The following is a 975-nucleotide window of genomic DNA, read 5'->3' as shown; positions in this document are numbered from 1 at the left end:
CACGGTGGCCCAATCGGCATCCAGTTCCTCGGCCAGCATCAAGCCGAGCGCGTTCTTCACGCCGGTGCCGCTGTCGTACTTGTGGACCACCAGCAGCACGCGGTTGTCGGGGGTGATGCGCACCCAGGCATTGGGGGCGAAGTTGCCGGCCGCGCTGTCGGTGATGGGCGCGGCGGCTGCGTTGCGGATAAGCTGCCCGCCGCTGCCGATCTCCAGCAGCAAGCCGCCGGCGAGCGCGGCGCCGGCTTGCAGGAAGCGGCGGCGCCCGATGGCATCGATGAGGTTGAGCTCGCGCGTCATGCTGCCTGGCCTCCGCGCAGTTCGGCGGCCGCGCGATGGATGGCGCGGCGGATGCGGTCGTAGGTGCCGCAGCGGCAGATGTTTGCCGGCCATGGCGGTGTCGATATCGCTGTCTGTGGGGTTGCGCTTGCCGGCCAGCAGCGCGGCGGCCGACATCAGCTGGCCCGACTGGCAGTAGCCGCATTGCGGCAACGTCCTCGGCTTGCCAGGCTTTCTGCACCGCGTGCAGCGCATCGGGCTGGCCCAGGCCTTCGATGGTGGTGACCCGCTTGCCGGCCACGGCGGATACCGGCGTCTGGCAGGCCCGCACCGGGGAGCCCTCCACATGTACCGTGCAGGCGCCGCACAAGCCCATGCCGCAGCCGTACTTGGTGCCGGTGAGATCGAGCTCGTCGCGCAGCACCCACAACAGGGGCGTATCGCCGGGGGGCTTGCACGGCGCGCAAGGCGCCGTTGACTTTGATGGGGGTCATTTGTTCTCCTTGCTCCGCCGTCTGTGGGTGTCCTGGGGGGCCCGGCGGGCCGTCTTGAGGCAAAGACTAGCTGCGCCAAATCCATATGTGAAATATGATTTGAGAATCTTTTCCATACGAAAATCATATGGATATCCGCCAACTCCGCTATTTCATCGCCGTTGCCGAAGAAGGCAATTTCAGCCGTGCCGCCGAGCGCCTG

General features: G+C 66.7%; 1 protein-coding gene and 2 pseudogenes. 1 reads left to right on the top strand and 2 read right to left on the bottom strand.

The genetic code is table 11. The features are described 5' to 3' along the window. Positions 1 to 300 (bottom strand): annotated as a pseudogene (locus OR16_RS42525) (hypothetical protein); the annotation flags it as partial. Continuing rightward, positions 297 to 712: pseudogene (locus OR16_RS42520) on the bottom strand ((2Fe-2S)-binding protein). The pseudogenes OR16_RS42525 and OR16_RS42520, both read right to left, overlap by 4 nt. Before the next feature lie 188 nt (positions 713 to 900). Here OR16_RS42520 and OR16_RS42515 point away from each other — a divergent pair. Next, a partial coding sequence (locus OR16_RS42515) for a LysR family transcriptional regulator (protein ID WP_006165141.1) occupies positions 901 to 975 on the top strand: 75 nt, incomplete at its 3' end.

It is taken from the genome of Cupriavidus basilensis OR16, from assembly GCF_000243095.1.
Taxonomy (GTDB): Bacteria; Pseudomonadota; Gammaproteobacteria; order Burkholderiales; family Burkholderiaceae; genus Cupriavidus; species Cupriavidus basilensis_D.
The sequence above is the reverse complement of the archived record's forward strand: the minus strand, read 5'-3'. Positions and strand labels throughout refer to the sequence as shown.